General features: G+C 54.6%; 23 protein-coding genes. 8 read left to right on the top strand and 15 right to left on the bottom strand.

The window, feature by feature from the left end; genetic code table 11:
* Positions 1-39: 39 nt before the first annotated feature.
* The 4 genes from MIB40_RS15450 to zwf all read right to left on the bottom strand — a co-directional run bounded on the left by MIB40_RS15450 (position 40) and on the right by zwf (position 4,581).
* Positions 40-1,488, bottom strand: coding sequence for an ATP-binding protein (locus MIB40_RS15450; protein WP_249696092.1), 1,449 nt, complete (start codon positions 1,486-1,488; stop codon positions 40-42).
* A complete protein-coding gene (locus MIB40_RS15445) occupies positions 1,485-2,213 on the bottom strand; it encodes a response regulator (protein WP_249696090.1) in 729 nt (242 codons plus the stop codon). The genes MIB40_RS15450 and MIB40_RS15445 overlap by 4 nt, the downstream gene beginning before the upstream one ends.
* A gap of 117 nt (positions 2,214-2,330) precedes the next feature.
* A complete protein-coding gene (pgl, locus tag MIB40_RS15440) occupies positions 2,331-3,047 on the bottom strand; it encodes a 6-phosphogluconolactonase (protein WP_249696088.1) in 717 nt (238 codons plus the stop codon).
* 61 nt (positions 3,048-3,108) lie between these two features.
* A complete protein-coding gene (gene zwf, locus MIB40_RS15435) occupies positions 3,109-4,581 on the bottom strand; it encodes a glucose-6-phosphate dehydrogenase (RefSeq protein WP_249696086.1) in 1,473 nt (490 codons plus the stop codon).
* A 333-nt stretch (positions 4,582-4,914) separates the two neighbouring features.
* Between zwf and MIB40_RS15430 the strand changes: the two genes are divergently transcribed.
* Positions 4,915-5,973 carry an oxidoreductase gene (locus MIB40_RS15430; RefSeq protein WP_249696084.1) on the top strand — a complete coding sequence of 353 codons (1,059 nt, stop codon included), beginning with the start codon at positions 4,915-4,917 and terminating at the stop codon, positions 5,971-5,973.
* Between the two features lie 36 nt (positions 5,974-6,009).
* On the opposite strand, the gene MIB40_RS15425 is transcribed toward MIB40_RS15430, so the two are convergent.
* From MIB40_RS15425 to MIB40_RS15410, 4 genes are all read right to left on the bottom strand, one after another.
* Positions 6,010-6,651: a bifunctional 4-hydroxy-2-oxoglutarate aldolase/2-dehydro-3-deoxy-phosphogluconate aldolase gene (locus MIB40_RS15425; RefSeq protein WP_249696082.1), complete on the bottom strand. Its 642-nt coding sequence runs from the start codon at positions 6,649-6,651 to the stop codon at positions 6,010-6,012.
* 58 nt (positions 6,652-6,709) lie between these two features.
* Complete coding sequence (locus tag MIB40_RS15420; protein WP_249696080.1) at positions 6,710-7,699, bottom strand: glucokinase; 990 nt, start codon at positions 7,697-7,699, stop codon at positions 6,710-6,712.
* A gap of 51 nt (positions 7,700-7,750) precedes the next feature.
* A complete protein-coding gene (edd, locus tag MIB40_RS15415) occupies positions 7,751-9,583 on the bottom strand; it encodes a phosphogluconate dehydratase (protein WP_249696078.1) in 1,833 nt (610 codons plus the stop codon).
* Positions 9,584-9,777: 194 nt separating this feature from the next.
* Positions 9,778-10,263 carry an Lrp/AsnC family transcriptional regulator gene (locus MIB40_RS15410; RefSeq protein ID WP_454892286.1) on the bottom strand — a complete coding sequence of 162 codons (486 nt, stop codon included), beginning with the start codon at positions 10,261-10,263 and terminating at the stop codon, positions 9,778-9,780.
* Positions 10,264-10,401: 138 nt separating this feature from the next.
* On the opposite strand from MIB40_RS15410, the gene megL reads away from it, so the two are divergent.
* The gene (gene megL, locus MIB40_RS15405; protein WP_249696076.1) at positions 10,402-11,598 is read left to right on the top strand and encodes a methionine gamma-lyase; all 1,197 of its coding nucleotides are present in this window, start codon (positions 10,402-10,404) and stop codon (positions 11,596-11,598) included.
* Between the two features lie 51 nt (positions 11,599-11,649).
* Here megL and MIB40_RS15400 read toward each other — a convergent pair whose 3' ends face one another.
* Positions 11,650-11,994: an antibiotic biosynthesis monooxygenase family protein gene (locus MIB40_RS15400; protein ID WP_249696074.1), complete on the bottom strand. Its 345-nt coding sequence runs from the start codon at positions 11,992-11,994 to the stop codon at positions 11,650-11,652.
* Positions 11,995-11,997: 3 nt separating this feature from the next.
* The gene (locus tag MIB40_RS15395; RefSeq protein WP_249696071.1) at positions 11,998-12,339 is read right to left on the bottom strand and encodes an NIPSNAP family protein; all 342 of its coding nucleotides are present in this window, start codon (positions 12,337-12,339) and stop codon (positions 11,998-12,000) included.
* A gap of 119 nt (positions 12,340-12,458) precedes the next feature.
* Between MIB40_RS15395 and MIB40_RS15390 the strand changes: the two genes are divergently transcribed.
* On the top strand, positions 12,459-13,133 hold the full coding sequence (locus MIB40_RS15390) for an ArsR/SmtB family transcription factor (RefSeq protein ID WP_249696069.1): 675 nt from the start codon (positions 12,459-12,461) through the stop codon (positions 13,131-13,133).
* A gap of 120 nt (positions 13,134-13,253) precedes the next feature.
* On the opposite strand, the gene MIB40_RS15385 is transcribed toward MIB40_RS15390, so the two are convergent.
* Genes MIB40_RS15385 through MIB40_RS15375 form a run of 3 tightly spaced genes read right to left on the bottom strand, consistent with a single transcriptional unit; the run spans position 13,254 to position 14,664 of the window.
* Positions 13,254-13,748: a hypothetical protein gene (locus MIB40_RS15385; protein WP_249696066.1), complete on the bottom strand. Its 495-nt coding sequence runs from the start codon at positions 13,746-13,748 to the stop codon at positions 13,254-13,256.
* 54 nt (positions 13,749-13,802) lie between these two features.
* Positions 13,803-14,021, bottom strand: coding sequence for a helix-turn-helix domain-containing protein (locus MIB40_RS15380; RefSeq protein WP_249696065.1), 219 nt, complete (start codon positions 14,019-14,021; stop codon positions 13,803-13,805).
* A gap of 10 nt (positions 14,022-14,031) precedes the next feature.
* On the bottom strand, positions 14,032-14,664 hold the full coding sequence (locus MIB40_RS15375; protein ID WP_249696063.1) for a DUF2975 domain-containing protein: 633 nt from the start codon (positions 14,662-14,664) through the stop codon (positions 14,032-14,034).
* 323 nt (positions 14,665-14,987) lie between these two features.
* Here MIB40_RS15375 and MIB40_RS15370 point away from each other — a divergent pair, with 323 nt between their 5' ends.
* The 4 genes from MIB40_RS15370 to MIB40_RS15355 all read left to right on the top strand — a co-directional run bounded on the left by MIB40_RS15370 (position 14,988) and on the right by MIB40_RS15355 (position 21,932).
* Positions 14,988-16,574, top strand: coding sequence for an efflux transporter outer membrane subunit (locus MIB40_RS15370; protein ID WP_249696061.1), 1,587 nt, complete (start codon positions 14,988-14,990; stop codon positions 16,572-16,574).
* A gap of 73 nt (positions 16,575-16,647) precedes the next feature.
* Positions 16,648-17,793, top strand: coding sequence for an efflux RND transporter periplasmic adaptor subunit (locus MIB40_RS15365; RefSeq protein WP_249696059.1), 1,146 nt, complete (start codon positions 16,648-16,650; stop codon positions 17,791-17,793).
* Positions 17,790-20,954, top strand: a complete 3,165-nt coding sequence (locus MIB40_RS15360) for an efflux RND transporter permease subunit (protein WP_249696057.1) — start codon at positions 17,790-17,792, stop codon at positions 20,952-20,954. The genes MIB40_RS15365 and MIB40_RS15360 overlap by 4 nt, the downstream gene beginning before the upstream one ends.
* A gap of 180 nt (positions 20,955-21,134) precedes the next feature.
* On the top strand, positions 21,135-21,932 hold the full coding sequence (locus MIB40_RS15355) for an AsmA family protein (protein ID WP_249696055.1): 798 nt from the start codon (positions 21,135-21,137) through the stop codon (positions 21,930-21,932).
* A 78-nt stretch (positions 21,933-22,010) separates the two neighbouring features.
* Here MIB40_RS15355 and MIB40_RS15350 read toward each other — a convergent pair whose 3' ends face one another.
* Together MIB40_RS15350 and MIB40_RS15345 are read right to left on the bottom strand one after the other, a co-directional pair.
* Positions 22,011-23,669 carry a GGDEF domain-containing protein gene (locus MIB40_RS15350; protein WP_249696053.1) on the bottom strand — a complete coding sequence of 553 codons (1,659 nt, stop codon included), beginning with the start codon at positions 23,667-23,669 and terminating at the stop codon, positions 22,011-22,013.
* A 146-nt stretch (positions 23,670-23,815) separates the two neighbouring features.
* Complete coding sequence (locus tag MIB40_RS15345; protein WP_249696051.1) at positions 23,816-24,568, bottom strand: substrate-binding periplasmic protein; 753 nt, start codon at positions 24,566-24,568, stop codon at positions 23,816-23,818.
* Between the two features lie 237 nt (positions 24,569-24,805).
* Here MIB40_RS15345 and MIB40_RS15340 point away from each other — a divergent pair, with 237 nt between their 5' ends.
* The gene (locus tag MIB40_RS15340) at positions 24,806-25,204 is read left to right on the top strand and encodes a hypothetical protein (RefSeq protein ID WP_249696049.1); all 399 of its coding nucleotides are present in this window, start codon (positions 24,806-24,808) and stop codon (positions 25,202-25,204) included.
* Positions 25,205-25,522: the final 318 nt, after the last annotated feature.

Raw genomic sequence — 25,522 nt, 5'->3', positions numbered from 1 at the left:
TGGCCGCTGGAAGACAGGCAAAGTCGGTGGCGTTCTGACTCAGTTGCGAGGCAGTGATAGCAACACTTCCAGGCCTCCGCTTACCCGATTTTTCAGTTCTAATTCACCGCCATGACCATGAGCGATATTCCGAGCGATGCCGAGCCCCAGCCCGGTGCCACCGGTATTGCGACTGCGTGAGGTTTCCAGCCGGAAATAGGGATCGAATACCTTGTTGATGGAGGCATCAGGAATGCCAGGGCCACGATCGCGAACGGCTATTTGCAGTTGCTCGGCACTGTCGTTGACCTCGATTTCGGCCTCCCGACCATAAAACAGGGCGTTATCCAGCAAATTGGACAGGCAGCGTTTGAGCGCCATCGGACGACCGGGAAAGGTGCTGTTGGCGGTGCCCTTGATGGCAACTGAATGACCCAGTACGGTGGCATCATCCTGCAGGGATTCGAGCAGGGCCATGATATCGATCGCCTGAACTTTTTCATGCAGATCGGTGCCCCGCGCGCATTCCAGTGCACCCGCGACCATACGTTCCAACTCTTCCAGATCCTGGCGGAATTTGTCACGGTTGTGCTCTTTATTGAGCATTTCGGCGCGAAGACGCAACCGGGTGATGGGGGTTTTCAGATCGTGGGAGATTGCCGAAAACAAACGCTCGCGGTCTTCGATAAAGCGCTGGATGCGTTGCTGCATTCGATTAAATGCGCGGGCGCTGGCCTGAACTTCGAGCGGGCCTTGTTCGGTCAGGGGTTGTGAGTCAATTTCCTTACCCAGGCGTTCGGCGGCGGTTGCCAATTGGGCCAGCGGGCGGGTCAGCCAGCGTACGATAATAGCGCCAATGATCAGCAGAATAATCAGGAGAAAACTCAAGAACAGCAAACGTTCGGTCGGTAAGTACTCGGTTTTGAGAAGCAGATCGGGTTTGGGTAACAGCGCGGCCAGATAAAACCATTCCCCTTCACCCATATCGATCTGGGCCACCAGAATAGGCGGTGATTGCAAATCGTAGATCAGACTTTGTTGCGACCAGCGCGGCGGTAAATCCAGCAGCCGTGTCTGATTGTTATAGACGCGCAGCGTGTCGGGATGGGAAAAGCTGAGTCGGATATCAACCTCGTTGCCGAGGCGTTTGCGCAGTCCCCGCTCAAAGGTATTGAGAACAATGGTTTTGAGTTCGGAGGCTTCGATATCCTCGACCTGGATCAGCTCCTTGTTCAGAGAAACGAAGAACCGAGTCCCCCCCATATTGCGCAATTGGGATAACACAATATGACGGTAGTCGCTGGGCAGAGCTTTAAAAAAGGTCACGGTAGAGGCGACACTTTGTGCCAGCTCCTGCGCCATACGCTCGGCCACCTGCTCCTTGTCGGTGTCTATCTGCTGCACCCAGACGGTATAACTGACCACCTGTGCCAGTAGCACTCCCAGCACCATCACGGTCAGCATGCGCCCGATCAATGAGCGGGGAATCAATTGTCGAAGCCGTTTCACGCCTCGCGCTCCACCTCGGCCGCAAGCACATAGCCGGCGCCTCGTACTGTTTTAATAATATGAGGATCTTTTGCATCTTCGCTGAGTCGTTGGCGCAAGCGACTGAGTTGAACATCGATGCTGCGATCGAAAGGGTTGGCTTCCCGGCCCCGGGTTGCGACCAATAACTGCTCCCTGCTGAGTACCTGGTTGGGGTTTTCCAGAAACAGCAACAGCAGGTTGTAATCTGCACCGCTCAGGGGAATGACCACATTGTCGGCATCAATCAGGTCGCGCTGAATGGTGTCCAGACGCCAGTTGCCAAAGCGGAAAAATCGTCCTTTATTGGCGGTACCGATCAGGGCATGGCTGCGCCTCAGCACGGCTTTGATGCGGGCTAATAATTCTCTTGGATTAAAAGGTTTGGCAACGTAGTCGTCGGCACCCATCTCCAGACCGATAATACGATCGGTATCTTCGGCGGAGGCGGTGAGCATAATGATCGGCGTCTGGGATTCGGCCCTGATCTGGCGGCAGAGACTGAAGCCATCGTCACCGGGCATCATCAGGTCGAGTACGACCAGATCGACAGTGGGCCCCGTCTGCAGTTGTTCCATCAAACGACTGCCATCTTCCAATGTGCTGGCCAGGTAACCGTTTTGATTCAAATAGGTTTCCAGCAGTTCCCGAATCTCACGGTCATCATCGACGACCAGAATGCGTTTTTTCTGCTGCAAGGCTGCCATGTCAACTCCGGGGCGAGAACACCAAAGATAGAGGTTGGCCGATGGTGGCCAGGACTGTCCAGACTAGCAAGTTGTAAGGCCACTCGTCATCCATGATGCCCGGCTTCTTTGTTCGAATCAGGGTGCCCAGTAGATGGCCAGTGGGGCGCGGTTTTGACGCAAAAGGGCTCGCACCGGCATCTCGGCTGTGGGCCCGGCTTGCTGGGCCTGGGCCAGTACCGGGAGTTTGGCGTCACCGCACAGATGCAGGTAAAGCTGATCGCAGCGCAGCACCCTGGACAGACTCAATGTCATTCGGTCATGGGGTGCGGCCGGGGGTGTCAGGGACAGGCAGTCCATACCCGATTCAAGATCAAGTGCCTGACGTAACGTCTGTGCGCCGGGGAAAAAGGAGGCAGTATGCCCATCTTCGCCCATACCCAGAACGGCAACATCCATCCGGGCTGGTAATTGTGACAATCGATGCTGGCATTCGGCCTGACCGGTCTCGGCAGAGGCGGCTGGGGTTTTCAGTCCGATAAAGCGGGCCTGGCTGGCCTGGTTTTGCAAAAGGTGATTGCGTACCAGGCGCTCGTTGCTATCAGCAGCATCAGGTTCCACCCAGCGCTCATCAACCAGGGTGATAATCACCCGTGACCAGTCCAGTACCTGCTGGGATAAGGCTTCGAACAGGCCAATAGGGGTGCGTCCGCCGGAAACCGCCAGTGATGCATATTCACTTTTTTGTAAACGGCTGCGCAGGCGCTGGGCAATCTCATCGCTGAGTTGTTGATCCAGCGCGGGCCGGTTTTCGAAGCGGGTTATGTCGCAATGGGTCGTGAATGGCTCAGTCATCCTGTTTCCTTGGTTGTGGTCGTAGGCCGGTCGTCGCTGTTTTTTTAGCAGGATTAACAGATTATTCGTGCCATGAGCGACCATCACGTTCGATCAGGGCGATGGAGCCAATGGGCCCCCAGGTGCCGGCGGAATAGCTGCGGACACTGTCGTGGCACTCTGACCAGGCCTGAATCAAGGTGTCGCACCAGGCCCAGGAGGCCTCGATCTCGTCCCGACGAACAAACAGCGACTGGTTGCCCCGCATGGCTTCGAGCAACAAACGTTCGTAAGCGCTGGGGATGCGGCGGTTCTTGCTGTGATCGGAAAAATCGAGGTTCAGTTCCTGCGCCTGCAGAGAAATACCGTTCTCCAGGCTGGGTTCCTTGGTTACAACCTGCAGTTGAATGCTCTCGTCGGGCTGCAGGCGAATGATCAGTTTATTATTAACCACCTCTTTCTGTTTGGGGTCGAAGATGTAGTGTGGCTGGTTTTTGTAGTAGATCACTATCTCGGTCATTTTGGTTGGCATGCGCTTGCCGGTTCGCAAATAGAAGGGCACGCCTGCCCAGCGCCAGTTGTCTATATTGGCCCGCAGGGCGACGAAGGTTTCGGTGTTGCTCTTGCCCTGGCTGCCCTCTTCCTCATCGTATCCGGGACAGGTTTGGCCGTTGAGGGCACCAGCGCTGTATTGTCCGCGCACCGCCTGTTTGGCGATTTGCTCTGGCGCCAGTGGACGAAGGGCTCGCAAAACCTTGAGTTTTTCATCCCGAATACCGTCGGCCGACAATTGGTTGGGTGGGTCCATCGCGACCAGACACAACAGCTGTAGCAAGTGACTTTGGACCATATCGCGCATCTGGCCAACCTGGTCGTAGTAGCCCCAGCGGCCTTCGATACCAACGGTTTCGGCCACGGTAATTTGCACATGGTCGATAAAATTCAGATTCCATTGGGAGCCGATCAGATGATTGGCAAAGCGCAGCACCAGCAGGTTCTGCACGGTTTCTTTACCCAGGTAATGGTCGATGCGATAGATGCGGTCTTCGCTGAAGTACTGGCTGACGATATTGTTGATTTCGATGGAGCTTTCGAGGTCGTGCCCGATCGGTTTTTCCAGAATAATACGAGCGCTGGGCGCCAGGGCATTGGCCTCGGAAAGGTGCTTGCAGATATCGCCATAGAAGCTGGGCGAGGTGGCCAGGTAATTGACCATAATGCGGTTGGATTGATCGACAAAATCGGCGATGCGGGAGAAGTCTGCTGGCTGGGAAAAGTCGACTTTCAGGTAATGCAGGTGCCGGGAAAAACCCTGCCACAGGCTCAGCTCGAAATCTTCCTCGGGAACAAAGCGGATCAGGGTCTGTTTGACCGATTCGATAAAGGCTTCCTGGCTATCGTCGCCTCGAGCCACACCCACCAGGCGGGAATCGGTATGCAGTAGCCCGGCTTTGAACAGGTAATACAGGGCAGGAAACAGTTTGCGCATGGACAGATCGCCCTGGGCGCCAAAGAGCATAAGGTCGCAAGACTGGTCCTGAAGGTTGGGCTGCATGCTGGGAGTTCCTTAAAGTCAGGTCAGAATGTGTCAGGGTGATATGTAAGTTAGCAACATGTTAGCGAAGAAAATTGCAGAAAAGAAGCGAACATTCCGGGTTGTTTATGTAATTAAGCTACATTTTGCGGTGTCCGGCCCTCTTCTTGCTCGCGATGGGTCAGGGTTTTTGTTGGGCGGTCAGCGACTGGGTAGATTGGATAAATCCTTTATATCAGCTGTTGGTAAAGCTTTTTGTGCGCTTTTAGGGGCGGCTCCCCGGCGGTCAGAATCTTGCGTCTGGCAATTAAAAATGTAATTTTATAACGCCCAATAGCTGCTACAGGTGCTCCCATGGATCCTATAACGACCGCTCTGGTAGGTTACGGATTCTCCGCCACCACCTTTCACCTGCCATTTATCACAGTATTGAACAGTTTCGAGCTAAGCGCGATCAGTAGCCGACAATGCGGACGTGTACAAGCCAAGCATCCTGGTGTGGCCTGGTATCCATGCGCAGAGCAGATGATTCGACAATGCGACGCTGAGCTGGTCATTATTACGGCGCCTAACAAATACCATTTTCCGTTGGCACGCCTGGCTTTGGAGCAGGGGAAGCATGTGATTCTGGAAAAGCCTTTTGTCTGTACGGTTGAGGAAGGCGAGCACCTGGTAGCCTTGGCCGAGGAGCAGAAACGGCTTTTGTCGGTGTACCACAACCGCCGCTGGGATGGTGACTTCCTGACGTTGCAGGCGCTGCTGAGGGAGGGCAGGTTGGGAGAGGTGCGTCGTTTCGAATCGCGCTTTGATCGCTTCCGTCCCCAGGTGAGAGAGCGATGGCGGGAGCAGCCCGGAAAGGGCGCTGGCATCTGGTTTGATCTGGGCCCGCATCTGGTCGATCAGGCGCTGCAATTGTTCGGGTTGCCCAGGCAGGTCAGCGGTCGCTGCCGGGCCCTGCGCGAAGGCTCCCAAGTCGTCGACTTTTTTCAGGTGCAGCTGTATTACGATCGTCTGGAAGTGCTGCTGCAAAGTAGCCCCTACTGCGCCGGGCCTAATCTGCGTTTTCAGTTGCAGGGCAGCCTGGGTGAGTACCGCAAGCAGGGTCTGGACCCCCAGGAGCAACGCTTGATCGCAGGTACCAAACCGGTATCTGAAGATTGGGGGCAGGAAAGCGCCGAGAGTTTTGGTGCGTTCTATGGCGCTGACGGAAAGGCTCAGGTTATCGCTACCACCTGTGGCGGCTACCAGAACTATTTTCGACAGATCGCCTCGGCGCTACGCGATGGTGGCAAGAATCCGGTGCCCGCCGAGCAGGCCTTAACCGTTATGCGCATCCTCGAACTGGCCCAGCGCAGTAGCGAGCAAGGCCGGGTGTTGACGGTGAAGCCTGAGGCGCCTGCTCGAAGGGGGTAGGCGATTCGCCATAGGCGTTGTGCCAGGTCTGTCGATTCAAATGTTGTGTTGGTTGGCCTGATGCACGGCTTCTGCGGCCAGTTGAGTGATGGCGCTCCAGTTTTGTTCGCGGATCAGTTTGGCCGGGGCGACCCAGGAACCGCCTACGCAATCAACACTGGGTAGGGACAGATAGTCGAGAAAATTGCCGAGGCCAATGCCGCCTGTGGGGCAAAACCGAATGTCGGGAAAAGGGCCTGCGATCGCTTTCAGGGCCGCAGCGCCACCGCTGGATTCGGCCGGGAAGAATTTGAACGCACGATAACCGTAGCCCATCGCCAGCATTAATTCCGATACGGTGCTGATAGCGGGTAGATAGGGTAACTCGCTGTCGATGCCTGATTGCAGCAGCTCGGGCGTGGCTCCCGGACTGATAGCAAACTGCCCGCCGGCCTGTTGCACGGCGGCCAGTTGATCGGAATTGGTGACCGTACCGGCGCCCACCATGACGCCTTCAACCTCGGCGCTGATGCGGCGAATAGCGGCCAGGGCATTGGGGGTACGCAGGGTCACTTCCAGAATAGTTAGCCCCCCGGCGACCAGGGCCTGCGCCAGGGGGACAGCGTCTTCCACGTGATCGATAACCAGCACGGGCATCACGGGGGCGCTACTGATCAGGGCTTCAACTTGGGTGCTCATAGTGGGGTCTCGTTTTGGCTGGTGGTTAGGGGATGGTTGGGTGATCGTTCGATGAGATCTAGCGACCGCTTAGGGCCATAGGCTGACGCAGTACGGCGGCCGAACCGAGCAAGCCCGGTTGGCTGGCGGTGACCACATAGGTGGGTGTGGCGTGCAGATAATTGCGAAAGCGACCTTTGGCTTCGAAGCGTGAGCGAAATTCGCTATTGGCAAAAAATTCGACCATGCGGGGGATGATGCCCCCGGCAATATAGACGCCGCCCTGGGCGCCAAGTGTTAAAGCGGTATTGCCGGCGACACTGCCCAGTATGGCGCAAAAGCACTCCAGGACCTCCAGACACAGAGGGTCTTGCTGCTCCAGTGCGGCATGGCTGATCTGGTCGGGTGTCAGGCTTTCCTGCTGCTGGCCGCGAATGCTCGCCAGGGCAAGGTGCAGGTTGGTGAGCCCCATGCCGGACAGGACGCGCTCTACCGATACATGGCTGTGGTGTCGCCAGAGGTAGTTCAGAATTTCTATCTCAAGGGCGTTGGTCGGGGCGAAATCCACATGCCCGCCTTCGGTGATGATGGCCGTGGCACCTGAAGCAGAAGGTACCAGGCCGCCGACGCCTAATCCGGTGCCAGGACCCAGCAGGGCGATGGGCTGGCCGATAAAGCTCTCCCCGGCACCGACCTTGACCAGGTCACTGTCGTCCAGGTGAGGAATGGCATAAGCCTGGGCGGCGTAATCGTTGATCACCTCCAGCCGGTCCAGCTTCAGCGCTCGGCCCAGTTCGGTTTTGGAAAACGACCAGCCGCTGTTGGTCATGCTGATGTAATCCTGCGCGACCGGGCAGGCAATCGCCAGGCAGGCCTGTTGCAAACTGCCCAGGTAATTAATCTGGCGCAGGTAATCGCGAATAGCCGACTCGATGCTGGAGTAATCGGCCACGGCCAGAGTCAGAATATCCGAAGGCTGGTGCTGGCCGGGTCCGGTCAGGGCAAAGCGTGCATTGGTGCCCCCTATGTCGGCAACCAGTGTGTTGTGCGTCGTCGTATCTGAATTCATGGCTGTGCCCTGTGCGGTAGCTTCGTTGTGAGCATCATAGGATGGGTAGGGTCACTTTGTCGCGGTAGTAGCATCGGCCTGAAAGAGTACGCTGGCCCCCTGTTCCGCGCTGCCTACCTGTTGCCGCATGCCTGCAAACAACTCTCGGCCCATGCCAAACTGGTTGCTGGAGAGATCGGCGGTTGCGAGGGGGCGGGCCGCCAGTTCTGCGGCGCTGACCAGCACCTCCAGCTCGCCCTTGAGAGCGTCCAGGCGAATTTTGTCACCGTCCTGAATTCGCGCCATCGTCCCCCCTGTGCAGGCTTCGGGCGTGACATGGATGGCGGCGGGTACCTTGCCGGAGGCGCCCGACATACGACCATCGGTCACCAGGGCGACCTTGAAGCCGCGGTCCTGTATGACACCGAGAAAGGGCGTCAATTTGTGCAGCTCGGGCATGCCGTTGGCCTGTGGACCCTGAAAACGGGCGATCACCACGCAATCCTTGTCCAGTTCGCCGCGTTGAAACATGGGCTCCAGCTCCGCCTGGTCGTGGATAATCACCGCAGGGGCTTCTACCACCAGATGCCTGGGTTGCACGGCGGAGGTTTTGATCACGCTCCTGCCCAGGTTGCCCTGCAGTACTTTCAGTCCGCCATTGGCGGCAAAAGGCTGTTCCGGCTTGGCGATCACCTGGGTATCCATTGAGACTGTCGGGCCGTCGCGCCAGACCAGGTTATGGCCATTCAGGAAGGGCTCCCGCGTATATTGGGTTAAGCCTTTGCCGGCGATTGTTAGCACATCATCGTGCAACATGCCCTGGTTGAGCAGCTGGTGAAACAGCAGAGCCATGCCGCCAGCGGCGTGGAAATGGTTGATGTCGGCGCTGCCATTGGGGTAAATCCGGGTCAGGGTGGGGACTACGGCGGACAGTTCGGAGAAATCATCCCAGTTGATCAGTACGCCGGCGGCGCGGGCAATCGCCACCAGATGCATGGTGTGGTTGGTCGAGCCGCCGGTCGCCAGCAGGGTGACGATGCCATTGACGATAGCTCTCTCATCGATGATGCGGCCGAGGGGGCGGTAGTCGCCCTGTTCGGTAATGCGACATACCTGCTCGGCGGCGGCCCGGGTCAACGCATCGCGCAGGGGGGTGTTGGGATTGACGAAGGAGGCACCGGGAAGATGCAATCCCATGGCTTCCATCAGCATCTGGTTGCTGTTGGCGGTACCATAAAAGGTACAGGTGCCAGGGCCATGATACGACTGGGATTCGCATTCCAGCAAGGCATTGCGGTCTACCTTGCCCTCGGCATAGAGCTGGCGAATACGCGCTTTTTCCGGGTTGGGCAGGCCGGAGATCATGGGACCGGCGGGGACAAAGATGCAGGGCAGATGACCGAAACTGAGCGCACCAATTAATAATCCCGGAACAATCTTGTCGCACACCCCCAGACAGAGCACGCCATCGAACATGTTATGGGACAGCGCAACAGCCGTAGCCATGGCGATGGTGTCACGGCTGAACAGGCTGAGTTCCATGCCGGGTTGACCCTGGGTGACACCATCGCACATCGCGGGCACGCCGCCGGCGAACTGGGCGACCGATCCCATGCCTTGTACGGCTTCTTTGATCAGCGCCGGGTATTGCTGCAAGGGCTGGTGGGCAGAAAGCATATCGTTGTAGGCGGAAACGATACCGATGTTGGCCCGGTTCATCAGCTTGAGCTCGGACTTGTCCTGCTGCCCGCAGGCGGCAATGCCGTGCGCGAGATTGCCGCAGGACAGTTGGCCTCGATGGGGCTGGTCGGAGCGCGCCTGCTCCATACGGGACAGGTAAGCTGACCGGCTGGCGCGACTGCGCTCGACAATGCGCCGGGTGACGGACTCTATGGTGATGTTCATTGCCTTGTCGGTGACCTCTGTGCAGCATTGGCTAACATTATATTGAACGCTAGCAGCTTTCTAATGCAAGAAATATACGTAATTTTGCAACATATAAACAGGTTTGGAAGGCTATCATTGATATTTATCTGTTTTATTACGTAAAAGCGTTGGAGCAAGAACCCTCTGGGCATGCAGTATTCTGACCTGTCGATTTAGTGAATATGGCTTAACGGCAGTTCGGTGCGCTGGAGGACCTGGCGTAATACGAAGCTGGTGCGAATGCTGGTAACCCCCTCGATCTGATTCAGCTCTTTCAACAGGAAGCGCTCGTAGGTGGCCATGTCCGGCATCACGACCTTGAGGAAATAGTCGGCATCGCTGCCGGTGACCAGTGCGCATTCCAGTACTTCATCGTACTCGGCGATACGGGCTTCAAAATTATCCAGCCGGGAACTGAGCTGATTGCCCAGATTGACGTTGATGTAGATGGTCAGCGATAGGCCCAGCGCTTCCTGATCTAGCAGGGTCACCTGGCGATCGATAATGCCGGCCTCTTGCAGTAGGCGTACTCGCCGGGAACAGGGCGAAGGCGACAGCCCCACCCTTTCGGCCAGCTCCAGATTGCTGATGTTGCCGTTTTTCTGAATCTCATGAAGGATCTGGCGGTCGATTCGATCAAATGGCTTGTTTGGCATCATTCACTACCCTTTCTTATATTTATTGATTTGAGTGCTAAATCCTACGATTTCTGTGCCTGTAAATGAAGAGATTGTCGTTCAGGACCGTCTTAGAATAGGAGGGATTCATACAACAATAAATCCTTGATGGAGGTGCCTGTGTCAGGTGCGAAAACCCAATCCTTTGCCACCCGAGCGATTCATGCCGGGGCCTCATCTCTCGACAGTAGTGGTGCGTTAACCCCACCGGTTTATATGACCTCGACCTTTGCCTTTGACAGCGTGGAGCAGGGAGCTGCGCGTTTTGCCGGTGAGCAGGAGGGGCATTTTTACAGCCGTATCTCGAACCCGACCCAGGAACTGCTGGAAGCCCGTCTGGCGGCTCTGGAAGAGGGGCAGGCCGCTTTAGCCACGGCATCAGGCATGGGGGCGATCACTTCGACATTGTGGAGTCTGCTGGCTCCGGGCGACCAGATTATTGCCGACAAAACCCTGTATGGGTGCAGCTTCGGTTATATCCAGCATGGCTTGCGAAAGTTTGGTGTGGAGGTCGATTTTGTTGACTGCACCGATCTGGAGGCGCTGGAACGTGCGCTGAGTGCAAAAACCCGTGTGGTGTACTTTGAGACTCCGGTTAACCCCACGATGCGTTTGATGGATATCAGCGCGCTGAGCCGGCGGGTGCACGACTACAACCCCGCGATTAAAGTGGTGGTTGATAACACCTATTGCACTCCGGTGTTGCAGCAGCCCTTAACGTTGGGCGCCGATCTGGTGGTGCATTCGGCGACCAAATACCTGGGCGGTCATGGCGACCTGATTGCCGGGGCCGTGGTGGGGGACGAAGAAACCCTGCAGCAGATTCGTCTGTTTGGGTTAAAGGATATGACCGGAGCGGTGATTGCCCCGTTAACCGCTTTCTTGGTGCTGCGCGGCTTAAAAACCCTGGAGCTGCGTATGGAACGGCACAGTGCCAGTGCGATGCAGCTCGCCGAACAGCTGAGCGAGCATCAACAGATAGAGCGTGTTTACTATCCTGGTCTGCCCAGCAGCCCGTTCTTCGCGCTGGCGCAGCAACAGATGCGTTTGCCCGGTGGCATGATCGCCTTTGAGCTCAAGGGCGGGCTGGCAGCGGGCGGAGTCTTTATGAACCGGCTGAAAATGATCAAGCGTGCGGTCAGTCTGGGTGATGCAGAAACCCTGTGTCAGCATCCGGCAAGCATGACCCACTCCACCTATACACCCGAGGAGCGGGCTCAACATGGCATCTCGGAAGGTTTGATTCGTCTTTCTGTGGGGCTGGAGGCGGCCGAGGATATCTATCGGGATCTTGAGCAGGCTCTGGCTGGCGGCTAAGCGATGCCGTGGGCCGCAGCCTGCACAGGGGTTGTGCCAATGCCCGTCAGATTAACCGTGCAGCAGGCGGCTGTCGTCTGGCGTCTGGTCGCGTTGGTGCAGACCATAATCCCGAAGGACCTCGGCCACACGTAAGCGGTAATCCTTGAAAATGTAATCTCGGCCGGCCTGTTGCGCCTGCCGGTGTGTTAGTTGATTGCGCCATTGGCTAACGGCTTCTTCATTTTCCCAAAAGGAGAGCGACAGGTAACGTCCCGAATGGTTTAGACTTTGAAAGCGCTCAATAGAGATAAAGCCGTCAATCTGTTCCAGCAGAGGCTTTAAATCACCGGCCAGTTCAAAGTACTGGTCGGTATGTTGTGCTTTGGGTTCCAGTTCGAAGATCACGGCGATCATGGTTCAGTCCCTGGGTGAGATTGGGCGTTGGAGGAATGTTGCAGGAACGGCACGCAGAAAGGTGCGGGTTTCTTCCAGAATAAATTGTTCCTGCTGGGCAAAGCGAAAATTGTCATTGCCGGCAGGATCCTCCTTGAGTCGCTTCCTGTAACGCTCGTAAGCCGCCAGATCATCGAAACTGATCAGTCCATAGGCCACGTTGTTGGTGCCTTCGTGGGGCATAAAATAACCCAGTAACTGACCGCCGCAGGCCGGAATAATCGATCCCCAGTGTTCTGCATAGCGTTCAAACTCGTCGCGCTTGAATGGGTCGATTTTGTACTGAATAAAGCAGGTTACGGACATGGTATGTTGCCTCCATCTTGTTTTTAATAAGGGGTCTAGGGTGGCGATTGTGGTTGATTGGTTGCCCCCATGCTTCGCTGTCGAACGAACTATTAATAACGCAGAAGGATTTGAGCACCATGGAGCCTGATATTTCCCAGATCGCCGCCTTGATGGGTGACCCCGCCCGCTCACGAATGCTGATGGCTTTGATGGCGGGTAAGGCGCTGACAGCAACCGAGTTGGCTGTGGTGGCAGAGATCATGCCGCAAACGGCAACGGTGCATTTGGCCAAGCTGGTGGACAAGCAACTGCTGGTGGTAAGAAAGCAGGGCCGCCATAAATATTTTCAGCTCCATGGTGCCGAAGTGGCCGGCATACTGGAGGGTCTGCTGAATATCTCTTCGCAGCGCCAGCCCTTGTCGGTGGCGACGGGTCCGAAAGACCCTGAAATGAGAAAGGCTCGAATTTGTTATGATCACCTGGCAGGTGAATTAGCAGTCAAACTCTATGATTCGCTGATTGAGCAGGCTTATCTGGATGGTGACAAAGAGTTTCCAGCGATGACCGCTCAGGGCGATCGCTTTTTTCTGGGGCTTGGAGCAAATTTTGATGAGATAAAACAGCGGAAACGCCCATTATGTAAAGCTTGCCTTGACTGGAGCGAGCGACGTCATCATCTGGCGGGAGCCCTGGGCAAATGGGTGCTGAACGATCTGTTGGCCAAGGGTTGGGCGCAGCGAGATATGACATCAAGAGTGATTCGTTTTAGCGCAACAGGTGCACAACGATTTTATGATTGTTATGGTCTGTGAGGTGTTGGAAGCTTGATGGTTGTTGATGGCACTTCATAAATGCTTCTATCAGCGAAAAAAGAGTGCGGGTTAGCTGCGGAATAACAGGCATGCTTCGTGCGCCGATTATTCCGCATCCCTTTAGGCTTCTTGATTCCTGTAAAGTAGATTGTCGAGCTCGGTCAACTTGCTTTCCAGCAATGTTTCATCGGTCGTTTCCAGGCGGCCGATCTCTCGCCACAGCTTAAACGCCTTAAGTTGATCGGCATCTGACAATGCAGCTAACAGATCAATCTCGACGTAGTCGACTTTGGCGTTGTAAAACATCTCATCGAGACGGCGCTCCAGGACTTCCAGGCGCACCTCGTCTTCCAGGGAGAGTTCATCGCCAAGGGAGTCTTCAAGCTTGATCAGTGTTTGCATAAGCTTGTTCGCCTCCGTCTGGTATTGAGCGGGTAGCGCGGCGATGCTGCCTGGGTAGTCGATCTCCATAAAAGGGTCGCTGCTTAGCCATTCGACCTCTTCGATCAGATCGATATTGTCACAGTGTTGCGAGTCAGCCCGGGTGAGGCTGCTGAACATTAGCAGGGTTGCGCTCAAGGCCAGGAGAAGCTTTGAGCCAATCGAATTTCTCATGTTAGTATCCTTAATGTATCTATGTTGGTTCAACGTATATGCACTCCAACCCGTTCAGGGGGCATCCTGTTCGGGTTGGTACTCCAGCAAATCGCCGGGCTGGCAATCCAGCACTCGACAAATTGCATCCAGGCTTGAAAAACGAATCGCCTTGGCGCGACTGTTTTTCAAAATCGATAAATTTTGTATCGAAATGCCAACCGCTTCCGAGAGTTCATTCAAGCGCATTTTACGCTTGGCCAGCATCACATCCAGATTCACCACAATCGCCATTTCTGTTTCCTCAGATGGTGCCGTCGACGTCTTCTTTCAGGGTTACCCCCAGGGCCATCACACGAGCAACCAGCACCATAAAGAGACCGGACAGTAACGAAGACAGGTTGAGGGAGATATACAGCAGGGGGCTCCAGTCGCGGGCCTCTTCAATTTCCTCTTCCGGAAGATCCAGTAGCCAGTCTTCGGGGTGCAAGAAATAGTTAATGGCGTTGTCGGCCAGCCCTTCAAAAAAGAACAGGGCAATCAACAGGTAGCCGATCATTCTGAAATGGTGCACGTTGCGCAGGGTAAAAAGCTGGCCGTGCTGGTACAGGGCAAAGAGACGATCGACCTGCCAGAAAATCGCCAGTAAGAATGCGGATGAGGTGATGAAAATGCCGGTGAGCAGAATCAGATGCTTCGGTTCCAACACTATCATGTCGTCATCTTCCCATTCGACTTCGATGAATTCCTCTGTCATGGAAAAGTGATCGAGCAGGGTGTAGAAGGCATTCAACCAGACATTGTTGTTGATGATCTCGAGTTCGAGCCCGATCAGGGTGGGAAGCCCAAACAGACAGATGATAGCGAGCAACAAGGTTGCCCAGAGCCCGAGGCGAAGACGATAGCCCAGGGCGCAGATGGATTGTTCGGGGTGCATGTTACATTCCTGCTAAAAGAACCATTCGGCTCCTATCCTAATGGATTAAAATATCCATAATCAATAACTATTTATCGATAAACGATAAGTTTTATGATCTGATAATGATCTCCATTGGGTTTTCAGGTGTGGATTACCGCTAATCTCGTGTCAATTCTGAAGCGAGCAAACCTGTCCGCTAAAGTGAGCAGAAAAGACGTGGAATCGCTGCTGTGGGAGGTGGTGCTCGGGTCACCTTCTCTGATTGGAAAACGCTTTAGCTGACAGCGTTTAATGCTAAGCTGTAGCAATAATTCTAATGCTACGAGGTCGGGAGGACCGAAATGGCGGTACGGTTAATGGCGGTACGGTTAATGGCGGTAATCGTTTGCGCAATATTGCTCGCGTCTTGCGCGGCAGTGGGACCGGACTATAAAAAACCGGAAGCGGATGTGCTTAACCAGTGGCAAGCTGCCAGGGACGCTTCGGTCGATAGCGCCGCGGCAGAACATCGGCAGTGGTGGAAAAGCTTCAACGACCCGGTGCTCGATGATCTGGTGCAACGTGCCTATTCACAGAACCTGAGTTTGCAAGTCGCCGGGCTGCGCGTTTATGAGGCCCGCGCTTTATTGGGGATCGCTACCGGGTTGCTCTATCCTCAGAGCCAGGGTGTCAACGGCTCGGCCAGCACCATCAAGATCAGCGAAAATGCCGACCCTGTGACCAGCCTGCCGCCCGGAGTAGGTGATCTGGTCGACACCAGCTACAAGCGCTATGGCACCAGTCTGGATGCGGCCTGGGAATTGGATTTTTGGGGCCGTTTCCGGCGCGGCGTAGAGTCTGCGGATGCCGGCCTGGCCGCCAGCGTGGCCGATTACGACGAGTTCCTGGTGACCCTGACCGGTGAGGTGGCCACCTCCTATATTTTGTTACGGACCCTCGAAGAGCGGCTGAATTTTGCTGAAAAAAATGTTGCGATTCAGCAACGCAGCCTGGAGATAACCGATGTTCGTTTTCGTAATGGCCTGGTGACCGAGCTCGATGTACAACTGGCACGCGCGCTGTTGGGCAATACCAAATCAACCATTCCACCATTAAAAAGCGGCATTCGACAGACGCGCCTGGCGCTGAGTCTGCTGCTGGGGTTGCCACCCAGCGACCTGCAATCGATCGTTGGCGGTCGTGGTGATATTCCTGATTCCCCGCAAGCGATTGCGGTGGGTATCCCCGCCGATCTGCTGCGACGTCGACCCGATATCCGCCGGGCGGAAGCTCTGGCCGCCGCACAGAGTGCGCGCATCGGTGCCGTGGAAGCTGAGCTTTACCCATCTTTTCGTTTGATCGGTACCGTGGGCTATGCCGCCGGTAGCTCGGGTGACCTGTTTGATTCCGGCAGTGATTTCAACCTGGGTGCCTTTGGTTTCAGTTGGAAGTTGTTAAATTACGGTCGCATCCGTAACCAGGTTAGGGCTGAGGATGCCCGCTATCAACAGGCGGCATTGGCCTATCAAAACACCGTGCTCAATGCCGCCCGAGAAGTGGAATCCAGCTTAACCAGCTTTTTGCGCTCTAAAGAGCGGGTGCTAACGTTGGCGGATAGCGTCGCGGCTTCACGCCGGGCCGTCGAGTTGGCACAAACGCAGTATCGTGATGGCATTATCAGCTATACCCTGGTGCTGGATGCCCAGCAGTTTTTGTTACTCAACGAAGATCAATTTACCGCCTCGCGCGGTGAAGTGGCGCGCAACCTGATCGCCACTTACAAGGCGCTGGGGGGCGGCTGGCAGATGCGTGAGGGGAATGACCTGATTCCTGAAACCATCAAAACCCAGATGAAAGACCGCACCAATTGGGGTGGGCTCTTGGAAACCGGAAACACAGAACCCGTGGCCGAGGAAAAGCGAGGTGCCTGGCGAGCACCGGATTTTTAATCCATTGGCGGCGGGTAAATTTTCCCGGTAAAGGGTGTGGAGTATCGACTATGAAAACAAAGGGGCAAGAAGCATGAAGGCAATGATGAAATGGACGGAACGACTTCCTGTGCTGGGACAGCTGTCCATATTGATTGCGCTATTGTCGATCAGCGGTTGTAGCGAAGCGCCAAAAGAAAAACCCTTGAGTCTGGTGCCGGCGATCAAGGTGGCAGACGCGGCGGCGTTGGCCCAGTCGCCATTTCCCGGCCGGGCGGAAGCCGGTCAGGAAGTGAATCTGTCGTTTCGAGTCTCAGGACCGATGATCGATCTACCGGTTGCGGTGGGGGATCAGGTCACTGCGGGTCAGATTGTGGCCAATATTGATCCCCAGGATTATATCAATGCGGTGGGCACCGCAAGCGGACAGTTGGAGCGGGCCAGGGCGGCGGCCGAACGAGCCGAAGCCGACTACCGAAGAATACTCAATGTGTACAAAGAAGACCCCGGCGCCACCAGTGAAACCGCTGTGGACCGGGCCAAAGCAGCGCGGGATTCCTCTCGAGCGACGGTCAATTCATTGACCAGTGCCCTGCGCACGGCCGAGGATCGTCTCAACTATACCTCCTTGCAGGCGCCGTTTTCCGGAGAAGTGGTTGCGACCTACGTGGAGAATTTTGAAACCGTTATTGCCAAGCAACCCATTCTGCGAGTGCTGGATCCGTCCAGCATCGAATTTGTTATTTTTGTCCCGGAAACCCTGATCGGTTATGTGCCCTATGTTGAAAGCATCATGGTCAGCTTTGACGCCCTGTCCGGGGTTGAAGTCCCGGCCACCATCAAAGAAGTCGGCAGGGAAGCTTCGGCGGCGACTCGTACTTACCCGGTGACGTTGGTTATGGCACAACCGGAGGGCGTTGAAATATTACCCGGTATGGCGGGCTCTGCCGTGGTTGCCGCGCGCTTGCCCGAAAGCTCGCAGCAAATTGGTCTGGAAGTGCCGGCCACCGCCGTTTTTTCAACCGATAATACGCCGAAGTCCTATGTCTGGGTGATCGATGAGAGCACCAAAAAACTGAGCCGTCGGGAAGTGACTTTGGGCCGTTTGAGTGCCAAGGGCGTGTTGGTCAAATCCGGTATCACGGCGGGTGAATGGGTTGTGGTGCGGGGTGTTCACTCGGTGCGTGAAGGCCAGCAGGTGCGGATTTCTGATTTTTCCGGTAAAGGGCCCTCCTCATGAATTTGACCCAACTGGCGCTGGAGAAAAAGGTCTTTACCCAGTTTGTGGTGTTTTTGCTGGTGGTTGGCGGCATCTTCAGTTTTATGGGGTTGGGCCGTTTGGAGGACCCGGACTTTACGGTGAAAATCGGGGTCATCATTACCCAGTATCCCGGGGCTTCGGCCGAGGAAGTCGAGCTTGAAGTGACCGATCGTATCGAGGCGGCCTTGCAGGAGATGCCGCAGCTGGATACCACCTATTCCATCTCCCGTGCGGGGCTATCGATCATTAAAGTCGATATGAAACAGAAATACTGGGCCGACACCTTGCCCCAGGTCTGGGACGAGATGCGCAAGAAAATTCGCGATGTCATGCCCCATATGCCGCCAGGCGTCAGCCACCCGGAGATTGTGGATGATTTCAGTTTTGTGTTCGGCTTTGTACTGGCGGTTACCGGCGACGGTTACAGTTACGGTGAGCTGGAAGAGTACGTTAAAACCATCAAAAAAGAGATGAGTCTGGTGCCTGGGGTCTCGCGGGTGGACCTGTGGGGAGTGCAACCCAAGGTGGTGTATCTTGATATCTCCGATACCCAGCTGGCGGCACTCAGGATTACCAAAGAGGATGTGTTGGCGACACTCACTTTGCAGAATATGGTGGTGAACAGCGGCCATGTTGAGGTGCCGGGCAAGCGCTTGCGGATCGAAACCACGGGAGAGTTTTCAACCCCGGAAGATATTGGCAATCTGGTGATTCGGCGCAGCTTCGGTGACATCGTTGATAGTGTGGCCAATGAATTGGAAAGAGGCGGCAAGACCCGGGCTGACACCGGCGCTCTGGGAACCCTGCAATCGGGCAGTGCATCCAATCGAAGCAATGAGTTGATCCGTATACGGGATGTGGCGACCGTGCGTCTGGATTATCTGGATCCACCCATCATGCAGATGCGATTTCAGGGTGAACCGGCATTGGCGGTTCAGTTGGCCAATGTCACCGGCGGTAATTTGCTCGATACCGGTGCCGCATTGGACAAGCGCCTGGAAGAGGTGCTGGAGAACCTGCCCGCCGGCATCAACGTCGAGAAGTTTGTCTGGCAGTCGGACCTGGTCAAGGAATCGATCGACGGCTTTGTCATCAACCTGGCTGAAGCCGTATTGATCGTGCTGGTGGTGTTAACCCTGGCGATGGGTTGGCGCATGGGGCTGGTGATTGGTTGGGCTCTGATTGTGACGATTCTGGGCACCTTTATCGTGATGAAGTTGTTGGGCATCGATCTGCAACGGGTGTCACTGGGTGCACTGGTGGTCGCACTGGGCATGATGGTTGATAACGCGATCGTGGTGGCCGATAACTATTCGGTGCGGCTGGCGAAAGGAATGAAGCCGGTGGATGCTGCAATTGACAGCGCGAAGGGCCCCAGTATCGCGTTACTGGGGGCCACCATCGTCGCCATTATGGCGTTCTATCCGGTCTACTCGGCTCAGGCGGATGCCGGGGAATACGGACAAACGTTGTTTATTGTGGTGGGTATTTCCCTGCTCTGGAGCTGGCTGATCTCTATGACGGTGACACCATTGAATTGCATGGCGTTATTAAAGCCACCATCAGATACTGAGCAAACCTCAGATCCTTACGATACGGGCTTTTTCCATCGTTATAAGGCGATTTTGGAAAGTGCAATACGGCACCGTTATCGCACCATCGGCCTGATGACCGTTTTGTTGATTGCCGCCGGTTATGGCTTCGTACGCTATGTTCCGCAGCAATTTTTCCCGGACTCGACGCGAGCCCAGTTTATGGTCGACTACTGGGCGCCTATGGGAACGCCGATTGAGGCGGTGTCGGAAGATTTGCGGGCCATAGAGACGCGTCTTATTGAAGATCCCCGGGTGAAAAGTGTGGGCACCTTTGTCGGCGCCGGGGGCCCCAGGTTTTATTTGCCTGTTGACCCCGAGTTCCCCTACCCGGAGTTTGGTCAGTTGATTGTTAATACCCCTTCCTTTGCCGAAGTTGATCCTTTGGTGGATGAGTTACGGGCTACGCTTCAGGCAGAGTATCCCCAGGCTATGATTCGTGTTCGAAAATACACGGTAGGGCCGGGAGATACCTGGCCGTTTGAGCTGCGTATTGCAGGGCCTGCCGAAGCCGACCTGGGAGAATTGAGGCGGTTGGGTGAAGAGGGGATGTCGATCTTGCATGAGAGTCCGCTGGCAAAAAATGTGCGCATCGATATGCGACAGCGGGTACAGAAAGTGGTGGTCGACTACAGCCAGACCCGGGGACGATGGTCGACCACTACTCGTGGTGATGTGGCTCGAGCAACCAGTCGTGCCTATGACGGCGCTCCGGTCGGCATTTTCCGGGATGGTGATACCTTGATCCCGATTATGACCAGAAACGAAGAGGAATCTCGCCAAACGGTGGCGGGTAATCTTGAGTCCGTGCAGGTTCAGGCGCCGCTGAATGTGAGAACGACACCATTAGGTCAATTGGCCGATGACATTCGCATGGAGTGGGAAGATCCGATCATCACGCGCTTTAATCGGCGCCGTCAGGTTGCGGTTCAGGCGTCACCCGTCGATGTCACCTTACCAACCTTGCGCAGCAGTGTGATCGAAGAGTTCGAAGCGATGGAGCTGCCTCCCGGGTTTGACCTTTTCTGGGATGGTGAATACGACAGTACTCTGCGGGCTCAGCTGTCACTCCTGCCCGGCATGGTGCCCGGATCGGTGATTATGGTGCTGATCATCGTGGCGCTGTTCAATGCCGTACGCCCCCTGTTAGTGATGCTATTAACCGTGCCCTTTGCGCTTATAGGGATCACCGCGATTCTAGGACCGACACAGATACCTTTCGGCTTTATGGCCATGCTGGGTGCCATGAGTCTGGTCGGCTTGATGATCAAAAATTCGATCGTTCTGCTCGATGAGATTGATGTCAACATGGCAACGGGCTTGTCCCGTTACGACAGTATCCTGAGCGCGGGTATATCCCGTTTGCGACCCGTGATTCTGGGGGCGGCAACCACCATTCTGGGAGTAATACCTTTGATTCAGGATGCCTTCTGGATCTCGATGGCATTAACCATCATGTTTGGTCTGTTGTTCGGCACGATTCTGACCATGGTGATGGTGCCTGTATTCTATTCTACGTTGTATAAGGTGAGATCTCCGGCTGCGTAGCCGTGACTGTAATCAGTCGCCTGCGATATCGAGAGAATCCGGGTGACTGGTTCACAGCATGCGTTGTGCGCCATCTGATATAAAAGCTCTGGTTGGCACGCACTGAATGATCGCTATGAACGAGTCGTTCAGCGGCCATGATTTTCTATTTATGGATAGCTTTGCTTAAACGAGGAACTTATGAAACTGGTCAAAATTGCGCTGGGTGTTGTGGTAGCGATGATCGCCGTTATTGCATTGGTGGCTTTTCTGGGGCTACAAAATATTAATGAGATCATCAAGGTGGCCGTGGAAACGGCTGGGCCCAAAGTCACCGGAACGCCCGTAGTGCTTAACAAGGTCGAGTTATCCTTGACCGAAGGCCGTGGCGACCTGTTTGGTCTGCAGATTGATAATCCGGCGGGTTACCAGAGTGATTACGCCTTTTCCATGGGGCAGGTGGCGTTACAGGTAGAACCTGCCTCCTTAGCTGGTGATGTCATCGTGATTAATGAGGTATTGGTTGATGGTGCGAAGTTAATTGCCGAGCAGAAAGACCTCACCCACAACAATATTCAGGACATTCTGAACCACGTCAAAAAAGCTGGCGGTGGTAAAAAATCGGCACAGGATTCTGCCTCATCATCATCCGAAACTGAATCCTCTGGTGCCGAAAAAGAGGTTCGTTTGATGATTGAGAAGTTCAGTTTCACCAACAGCGGTATCACGCTGATGACCGAACAATTGGGTGAGCATTCTCTCTCTATGGCTGACATCAAACTGAACAATATTGGCGATCGCAAGACCGGTTTGACGCCAGAGCAATTGACCCAGGCATTGTTGGATCCGATCCTGGCCCAGGCCACTGACAATGTGGTTAAGCATCTTGAAGGCCTGGCTAAAGAGAAGGCGACGAAAGCGCTGGAGGAGAAGCTGGATGAGAACTTGAACGAAAAGCAGAAAGGTCAGCTGGATCAATTAAAAGGTCTGTTTAAATAAGTTGGCACGATGCCATTGGGCCGCCCTCAATATGAGCGTGGCTCAGGCTGGTTGATCGGGTGTGGGCGGCGGGCTGCGTTATGGCTTGTCGAGGGCCGAAAACATGACCCGATTACGCCCCGCTCTTTTGGCTTCGTAGAGTGCCTGGTCGGCCCGAAAAATCAATTGGTCGGGATTGTAAAGAGAGGGATCATCGGTCAGGCAAATGCCGATCGAAACAGTGATGTGATCTACTACATTGCTACCTTCGTGAGGCAATTGTGCCTGGTCAATCAATACGCGTAGCTCTTCAAAGCGCGCAATCATTTGCGGGTCCGGGGTATCGGTTACCAGTAACGCAAACTCTTCGCCGCCGTATCGAAAGACGAAATCTCCGGCGCGTCGGAAATAATTTTGCATCAATTTGGCGAGCCGCCTGAGAACAAGGTCACCATCCTGATGGCCGTAAATATCATTGTAAGATTTGAAGCAATCGACATCGAGCATGGCGAAGGCGACCACCGTGTTATGGCGCTTCGCTCTCGCTAATTCGGAATGCATGACAGATTCCAAATGCCGGCGATTATAGAGATCCGTCAAAGGGTCGCGAAGACTAAGGCTTTCCAGCTTGATGAGCTGAGCCCGATTTTTTTCCAGCATTTGATTGTAGTTTGAGGCTAGAAATTTTAGTTCGGGGATTGAACTGCTGTGAGCAATGTCGATCTCCTGAGCGTTGCGTATGGCATTGACGAGGCTGGTGATGGGACGTACCAGATGAAACCGTACCAGAAACATCAGGCCGAATAGTACCAGTACCGCTAATCCCAGCATTATGAGTGAGAAGTTACGCACGCGCTGTTGCAGTTGAACAAACTCACTATCAGTAAAAGTGACCTTACTCAATATGCGCATGGTGACATCGGGGAATGGCTCTAGCGACAATAAGACATCGTACACCTGTGCCCGGTAGCCCTCAGAATTATGGGCCGTTGTCACTTGCCCGGGAACCATGTTCTGGAAGTGTCTTCGCTCAGCACGCATGACTTGCTCTTGCTGCTGAATCAGTTCTGTTTTATCAACCCCATCCGGTTGTGGTGGCAAGCCCAGTTGCATCAGCGTGGAATCCCAGATGTCGATAAACAGTTTTATATCAACCCCCTGATGGGATCGGCTCTGCTCGATGTAGGATTGAAAATACGCATTGACCTCGGGGTCGACAAACCCTAGCTCCAGGTAACCGCCAGAAGGAAGTGGCGAGTAGGTGTAGAGTTTGTATTGGCCTGAGGTTAGTTCCAGAGTCGGTATGCTGACCAGAGTCTCTTGGCGCTCCAGAGCTGCACGTAAATAGTTCTGTACATGGATGAAGGCCGGTAGCCTGAAGTCGAGCCCCTGATCTGGAGGAAACGTTGATTCCGTGATGATCAGGTCATCAGAGATAACAAAGATATCGACGGGAAACCCTGCTTCAGATATTAACTGTTGCTGTAGTTCAGATAGACTGGTCCCGGAGGTGCGGCGGGCCAGCCATCGGGTGGCGTCTTGATGCAAGGCTTTGTAGGTTACAGACCGGTTTCTCAGCAGTTCATCGAGCAGGCGGTAAGAGGTTTGTAAGTGATGACGAATGACTCGATATTGCTCTAGTTGCTGGTTTTGCCGCTCGATGCTTAGCTTGTCCAGAGTGCTTTGCATGACCAGATAAGAAACCAGGCTGAAGATCAGCAAGATCAGGAAAAAGAACCCAAAAACACGTCGTTCCATCGTCGTGGTCGCCCGATGTTCACCTATACATAGAAACCTCAAGAACCCTGTTCTAAAAGGCTGGATAGGCTTGCTGAAAGGTATCCCGCGGCATTTAAAATGCTAAGCCGTTGGTTGGCCTGGGCAATACATGATGCCCGGTAAGATTATAGATACTTTCGCAGAATGTCGCGGATTGTACCGTCATCGATTAGGGACTGGACGGCGGCGTTAAATTGCTCGAAGAGTACAGGGGCGTTTTTGGAGAAGGCGCAATAACGGCCTTCATGAGCATCCTCCAGTTGAGTCTGGACGAAACGGCCCGGAAACAGGGAAGATAAATAGTTGCCCACGATTTCATCGACGATGACGACTTCGATTCGCTTGCGTTCCAGCATCTGGAACAGTTGCTGGGCCGAAGCCGCATCCACTCGCATCACCTCCCCGGTCATCACAAGGTGGGTCAAGCGGGGTGAGTAGGAATAATCTTTCAGCCCGCCCACACGCAAACCTTTCAAGTCGCTGTGCTCCTTAATGCGCTTAGCTGTCTCGGGAGTGCTGTAAAAACGGTCAACGGAATCGAACAGGTTAGATGACCAGAAAAGCTCGTCATCATCCTGAATCCAGGCGGGATTTAATTCACACTGGGCGTGTACCTTGCCTTTGATCAACCAATCGACCAGGCGGGCACGGGGAGCCTTGATAAACCGGACCCGGGTATTCAGTCGCTTGCCGATTTCCAAACCCAGGTCATACATAACGCCGCCGGTGAGCTGTCGAGGTGGTTTGGGGTTGAGCAGGGCGTGGGGAGGGCCGTCGAAGGCTCCGTAAGCAAAGATCAATTCAACGTCAGAGCTGGCGGCGGATGCCCATTGGCAAAGGCCCACCAGGGCGATGGCGATATAACGAAAAGCGGTCATGAGAGGTGATTGACTGATTCCCTAAAAATGCGAAGGCTAAAGGAAAAGGAAGGACGCAAGCCTACTCCGCAGCCAAACGGGGTATATAGATGTGGATCAACGCTTGTCGGCGGCGTTAAGATTAAAAGCTGTTAATTACCTATACCGCTAAGACGTACTGGGTATAAGCGGAGAGCTGGATTTTCTACTCGGTGTGCGGCACGGTTAACCATATATTCATCTACAGCAGAGGCTACTTTGGCATCACGTTTTACAGCTCACGGTAATTGTCGTTTTTCCATTAGCGGCAATATTGTCAGTATCTATGCTGCCGGCCCCTGGAATCTTGAGTTTTTCCAGAGCATGCAGAAGCGGTTGCGTGCGCTGATTGAAAGCGAACTGGATATAGACAATTACGCCATATTGATCGATTTTGTCGGCGTATCGCTGGCCTCTCCCGATGTGTTGGATTACCACCTGGAATTTGTAAAACAGGGCAATGCCAAGGCGATTGCGTTGAATCTTCAACAATGTACGTCGTCATTGCTCACGGGTGAGGCCTTTTCCCGGGTTTACACCGAAGGTGGGTTAACCAATAAGTGTTTCGATAACCGCGAAGATGCCATCGCCTGGCTACAGGGCTTTGTGGAATCTTGATCGGCGGCAGATAAGAGAGCAACGAAGAAAAGCCGAACCACCGACCGGTAGTTATTGTTCAGACACAAAAAAGCCCGCTATCGCTAGCAGGCTTTTCGTTAATCCCTTCGGTTTAGGATTGTATGTGGTGCCCGGAGGCCCAAATTAGAATGAGCCGAACCACCGACCGGTAGTTATCGTTCAGGCACAAAAAAGCCCGCTATCGCTAGCAGGCTTTTCGTTTATCCCTTCGGTTAAGGATTGTATGTGGTGCCCGGAGGCCCAAATTAGAATGAGCCGAACCACCGACCGGTAGTTATCGTTCAGACACAAAAAAGC

This window comes from Aestuariirhabdus haliotis (assembly GCF_023509475.1).
GTDB classification, from domain to species: domain Bacteria; phylum Pseudomonadota; class Gammaproteobacteria; order Pseudomonadales; family Aestuariirhabdaceae; genus Aestuariirhabdus; species Aestuariirhabdus haliotis.
Note: the sequence above shows the minus strand (reverse complement) of the source record. Positions and strands in the feature narration are given on the sequence as shown.